This window comes from Frankia gtarii, from assembly GCF_025403375.1.
Taxonomy (GTDB): domain Bacteria; phylum Actinomycetota; class Actinomycetes; order Frankiales; family Frankiaceae; genus Frankia; species Frankia gtarii.
In genome coordinates this window covers 1-4,708 of the sequence record NZ_JAMPTM010000392.1, presented here as the reverse complement: position 1 = coordinate 4,708, position 4,708 = coordinate 1, and the positions used below count along the sequence as shown (strand labels likewise).

The following is a 4,708-nucleotide window of genomic DNA, read 5'->3' as shown; positions in this document are numbered from 1 at the left end:
GCGCTGTTCCGTCGGGTGGAGCTGGCCGCGTTGCGCCGCTACGACCTGCTGGGCGAGTTGGATGGCCCGGCGGCGGGGGTGCCGGCCGGGGAGGGCCCGGTGTTCGACGCGGCGGGCTGGGCGCAGGCGCTGGCGGGCTACTACGGCGAGCACGACGAGATCGGCACCGGTCCGGATGCGCGCGGGCCGGGGTTGCTGCTGCTCGACGAGGCCCCGGGGGTGTGGACAGCGCGGCAGATCTTCGACGATCCGGCCGGGGACCATGACTGGGGGATCAGTGCCGAGATCGACCTCGCCGCCTCCGACGAGGCCGGGGTGGCGATGGTCCGGGTGAGGGCCGTCGACCGGCTCTGACGGGGCGCGGGGCCGGATCCGCCGCGGGCGGGCGCCGGGCACAGGCGGCGGCCCCTTCGAGGGGGGTCACCCGACGATTCGGGCCGGGGCACGCATCACCGGCGGTATCGTCACCCTGTGAGTACCGTACGGGTCTTCCTCCTGGATGACCACGAGATCGTCCGCCGGGGCATTCGAGAAATGCTCTCCGAGACCGAGGATGTCGACGTCGTCGGCGAGGCCTCCACCGCGGCCGAGGCGCTGCGCCGGATCCCCGCCACCAGACCGAACGTGGCGGTGCTCGACGCGCGGTTGGAGGACGGCAACGGCATCGACGTCTGCCGCGACCTGCGTTCGGCGCATCCCGACATCGGCTGCCTGATCCTCACCTCGTACGACGACGACGACGCGCTGTTCGCCGCGATCATGGCCGGGGCCGCCGGTTACCTGCTCAAGCAGATCAAGGGCACCGACCTGGTCGGGGCGATCCGCACGATCGCCGCCGGTCGTTCCCTGCTCGACCCGGCGGTCACCCAGCGGGTGCTGACCCGGCTGCGGGAGGGCCCGGCGGAGGACCGCAAGCTCGCGGCGCTGGGTGAGCGGGAGCGCCAGATCCTCGTTCTGATCGCCGAGGGTCTGACCAACCGGCAGATCGCCGGGCGGATCCACCTGTCCGAGAAGACCGTCAAGAACTACGTCTCGGCGATTCTGGAGAAGCTGGAGCTGTCCAGCCGCACCCAGGCGGCCGTCTACGCGACCCGCATCGACAAGTAGCAGTATCGACAAGTAGCAGTATCGCCGGCGCCGCGCCGCCCTGACTTCCCGACCGACCTGCCGGCGCGCGCGTCGGTCGTCGTCATGTCCGCCTGGTGGGGCCCGGTGAGTCCTGGTGGGGCCCGGTGAGTCCTGGTGGCCCGGTCAGTCCAGGTGGCTCTGGACGGCCTGCAGCGCCTCGGCGACGGTGACGGCGGTGCGGATCACCGTGGCGGACGGCCACGGGTCGGCGCGCGCGGCCATCGCCTGGTGGATGGCCACCGTCGCATTGGACGGGTCGAACGGGGCCGAGGGGTCGGAGTCGGCGGCGAACCGCCGGGCGATGCGCGCCGCGGCGACCTCGGGCGCGGTCACGCAGTGCAGCTCGACCAGGTCCGCGCAGACGTCGGCGGCGACCTCGGCGGCGGCGTCGCGGTGGCGCGCGCTGGACCAGGACGCGTCAAGCACCACGCTCTCCCCGCGGCACAGCGCCGCCCGGGCCCGACGCAGCATCTCGGCGTAGGTCGCGTCGGTGATCTCCGGGGCGTAGCGGCCGACCCCGAACCGGGCGTCGAAGCTCGAGGCGTCCCCCCCGGTCGGCGGGGAGGCGTCGGCGGGCTGCTGCGGGGGCGTCTCGGCGGGTAGCTCGCCGGTGAGCTCCTGGCGGATGATGTCGGAACGCAGCAGCACCCAGCCGTCGCCGACCTCGGCCAGCCGGCTGGCCAGCGTCGTCTTGCCGGTGCCGGGCAGCCCGCCGACGACGACCAGGCGGACGCGGCCGGCTCGCAGGTGGCGGTGGGCGACGGCGAGCAGCCGGCGGGCGTTCTCCGCGGCGTCGGGATCGCCCTGCCCGCCGCGGACGCAGGCCACCTTCGCGCGCACGAACGCCCGGTAGGCCACGTAGAAGTGCTGCAGCGACCGGGGATGCACCTCGCCGGAGAACTCGCGGTAGGCCTCCAGGAACTCGGCGGCCTCCTCGGGGGCGCCGAGTCGCTCCAGGTCCATGGCGAGGAAGGCGACGTCGCCGAGGACGTCACCGAAGCGCAGCCGCGGGTCGAACTCGATGCAGTCGAGGATGCGGGGGCCGTCGTCGAGGCAGAAGATGTCTTCGGCGAGCAGATCGCCGTGCCCGTCGCGGATCCAGCCGGCCCGGGTGCGTTCGGCGAGCAGTTCGGCCCGTCCGGCGAGGTAGCGCAGCGCCAGGCGGCCGATGTCGTCGACGACCGCCGCGTCGAGCTGGGTGCCGCGGTAGGCGGCGATGCCGGTCATCCCCTCCCGCCACAGGTCCTCCAGGGTGGCCCGCTCCCCCGCGGTGGCGATCAGCGGCGACGTCTCGCACCGCTGGTGGAACACGGCCAGCGCGCGGGCGACCGAGCGCAACGCGGGGCCGAGCAGGTGCCCGCGGCGCACCAGGGTCGACAGCCGACGGCTGGCCGGCATCCGCCGCATGACGACCAGATGGTCGATCACCTCACCGGAGTCGTCGCGCAGGTCGGCGACGCCGAGGTAGACGTCGGGGGCGAGGCGGCGGTTGAGCGCCACCTCTGCCAGGCACACCGCCTCCCGGATCCGCCGTTCCGTGAAGTCTCCGAACCCCAGGTTGACGGGCCTTTTCCGCTTGTAGACGCGGTCGGCAGTCAGGTACAGCACGGCGCTGTGCGTCTCGCGGGTCTCGCAGGCGGCAAGCTCGGCGAGCAGCGGGGCGTCCAGCCGGGGCGGCACGGACGCAGCGGCGGCCGGCGCCGGCCCGGCCGGGGCCATCGCAGCGCCCGCCTGGTGGCTGGCATCGGCCGAGGGGATGCCCGGCGACGAGGTGCCGGCCGACGAGGTGCCGGGCGGCGGCGAGGCGCCGGCGTTGCGGCTGTCGCCGGCTCCTGCGCCGGGCAGCGCATCCCGCACATACTGGACGGTCATGGCCTCTCCCCGGGTTGCGTGAAAGTCTCACGATCCTGACGGTCGACGCCCCGTTCCACCGTCGAACAGTCGAACACAGGCGTTCGATGGTTCTCCTTCGTCATGCTCGCCGTCCGTCGGCGATCTCACGACCGCCAGAGGTTGCCTACGCGGGGGCCGTTCGGACCACCCGCGGTGGACATCCGTCCCGGGTTCACCCACGCCACGCCACGGCTGCGGGGCCGTGCCACGGCTGCGGGGCCACGCCGGGCGGTGCCGCTCAGCAGTCCTCGAACTGGCGCAGGAACGCCTTTCGTTCGGTGATCTCCTGGTTGACCAGAATCTCGGCGCGGGCGAATGCGTCGTCGTCGACTAACAGCTCCCCGCAGTACTGGTCGACGAGGCCGGCGAGGGTGAGCAGGATCGCGCGCAGCTCGGCCGGTGTCGCCGCGATCCACGGCCAGGCGTTCTCCCGCATTCCATGAACCGTATGCAGAATTTCCTGGACGCTGAGCGCGCGCGGCCAGGGTACCGGCACGCCCCCGACGGCCGGGCCGGAATCAGCGTCCGGCCATATCCCGACCCGGGCGCCGAGCGCCCAGGACGTCCACGGATCGCAGGCAACGTCGAACATTCGTCGATTGCCCCGGAACTGGACATGCCAACAGGTCCGTTTCGCAAGAAAAAGCCCGTACTTCTCGGCCAGCGGCTCCAGAATTTCCATCGCTGCCAGGTCGAACTCGGCTCCGGCTTGCCCGCCGCCGGCTCCATCGCCGTTGCCGTGTCGCATCGCCAGTCACCTCAGCCTTCCGGTCCGGGCTCCCGTCCGCCGGTTGCGCGGGCACGACGAGGCACCCGCGGCACCGGGTCTCGCCTGGGGCGCCGACGGCCTCGGGGACCCGCGCTGAACTGTAGAAGAGAACCGGGGATCGTGTAACGGAAATCGAGCCGCTTGTCCGCCGGATCGTGAATTTTTGCTCCGCCCGACCGATGCTGTGCAGGTCAGCCGCTTCCGGATATCCGAAACGGGATGACAAACGGGTCCCAGGACAGCGGGTCGATCCCCCGAGCACGAAAGAGAACCGCAGGTCAGCCCGCCACACCAGAACCCCGGAAACTCACGGTAACAGGCCGGAAACTGATCATCGGCGCTGCGACGACCCGATGGTTCCACCACGGACGGGCCATCCGGGGACCACGATCGGTCCATGGATACCCGCCGCCGGCGGCGTACCCGTAGGTGGGCCGTAGGTGGGCCGCGGGTGGCATGCCGGGGGTCGCATATCGGACAGCGGGCGGGCGGGAAACGGTGGTCACCAGCCAACCCCAGCTCGATAGCATCGCCGCAGTCGCCACGCTGGCATATCCGCCTCGGACGAGCCGGGCGTGGCGCCCGGTCGGGGAGCCGGACCCGCAAACCCTGGGAGCACAGATGACCTCGCCATGGCAACCGCAGGACCAGCCACCCGGCTACCAGGGTCAGTCCGAGCATCCCGACCAGAAGCCCGCACCCCAGGGCCAGCCCGGGTACCCCGAGCAGCCGCCGCCCGGCTACCAGCAGGGCTACCCGAACCAGGAGGGCTACCCGGGGCCGCCACCCGGATTCTCCGGCCAGCCCGGCCACGAGGGCCAGCCCGGATTCCCCGGCCAGTTCGGCTACCCGGGGCAGCCCGGGTATGAAGGCCAGCCCGGCTACCAGGGACAGGTGGGTTACGGTCCGCCCCCGGGC

4 protein-coding genes and 1 pseudogene are annotated in these 4,708 nt (G+C 72.2%); 3 read left to right on the top strand and 2 right to left on the bottom strand.

Annotated features, from left to right (window positions below; translation table 11 throughout):
- Both NBZ83_RS30155 and NBZ83_RS30150 read left to right on the top strand, forming a co-directional pair.
- The coding region (locus tag NBZ83_RS30155; protein ID WP_261576315.1) for a DUF3516 domain-containing protein at nucleotides 1-354 on the top strand (354 nt) is incomplete at its 5' end.
- A gap of 117 nt (nucleotides 355-471) precedes the next feature.
- Complete coding sequence (locus NBZ83_RS30150) at nucleotides 472-1,107, top strand: response regulator (RefSeq protein ID WP_261560763.1); 636 nt, start codon at nucleotides 472-474, stop codon at nucleotides 1,105-1,107.
- Between the two features lie 144 nt (nucleotides 1,108-1,251).
- On the opposite strand, the gene NBZ83_RS30145 is transcribed toward NBZ83_RS30150, so the two are convergent.
- Both NBZ83_RS30145 and NBZ83_RS30140 read right to left on the bottom strand, forming a co-directional pair.
- Nucleotides 1,252-3,000 carry a bifunctional aminoglycoside phosphotransferase/ATP-binding protein gene (locus NBZ83_RS30145; protein WP_261576314.1) on the bottom strand — a complete coding sequence of 583 codons (1,749 nt, stop codon included), beginning with the start codon at nucleotides 2,998-3,000 and terminating at the stop codon, nucleotides 1,252-1,254.
- Nucleotides 3,001-3,259: 259 nt separating this feature from the next.
- Entirely contained in the window at nucleotides 3,260-3,769 is a 510-nt protein-coding gene (locus NBZ83_RS30140) for a hypothetical protein (protein ID WP_261571167.1), read from the bottom strand.
- A 642-nt stretch (nucleotides 3,770-4,411) separates the two neighbouring features.
- Here NBZ83_RS30140 and NBZ83_RS30135 point away from each other — a divergent pair.
- Nucleotides 4,412-4,708, top strand: a pseudogene (locus NBZ83_RS30135) (hypothetical protein); the annotation flags it as partial.

Coding starts and splice junctions, on each gene's coding strand:
- NBZ83_RS30140 (WP_261571167.1), bottom strand. CDS start 3,769: ATGCGACACGGCAACGGCGATGGAGCCGGCGGCGGGCAAGCCGGAGCC.
- NBZ83_RS30145 (WP_261576314.1), bottom strand. CDS start 3,000: ATGACCGTCCAGTATGTGCGGGATGCGCTGCCCGGCGCAGGAGCCGGC.